The sequence below is a fragment of the Campylobacter sp. B0100352/1 genome (assembly GCF_020135855.1).
In the GTDB taxonomy this organism is placed as follows: domain Bacteria; phylum Campylobacterota; class Campylobacteria; order Campylobacterales; family Campylobacteraceae; genus Campylobacter_D; species Campylobacter_D taeniopygiae.
On sequence record NZ_JACHTP010000110.1, the window covers coordinates 1 to 416 of the forward strand.

Genomic DNA, 416 nt, shown 5'->3' on the forward strand with positions numbered 1-416 from the left:
ATTGCAGAACCTTCTTTATAAGCATCTATTTCTTGATCAAATTCCCATCTGCTTTCAGGAGTAGAATCCACATCTCTTGGATCTTTGTATTTACCCTTATCGATTCCTCTTAACATTGCTGTTACTACATCATTATCAATATCATAAATAAAATCATACTCGTTTGGATCTATAATCCAGTCTGTAGAGATTAATTCATCTAAAAAAGGAAGCATACCATATTTATCATAGGGAGGATGTTTGGCAAAGTTTTTGATAATTTGTTTTTTTAAAGGGTTATCATGAACTCCCATTATAAAAGCATTAGAGGAGCCATTATTTAAATCTTTTAAAGCTCTTTCATCTCCTAATTGTGCTCCAAGCCAAAGAGCTTGAAAACCTCTTGACATCAAACCTGCACTAGCAAGCTCAATAGA

At 33.2% G+C, this 416-nt stretch carries 1 pseudogene; it reads right to left on the reverse strand.

From position 1 onward, the window contains the following. A pseudogene (locus tag H2279_RS08760) lies at positions 1-416 on the reverse strand (hypothetical protein); the annotation flags it as partial.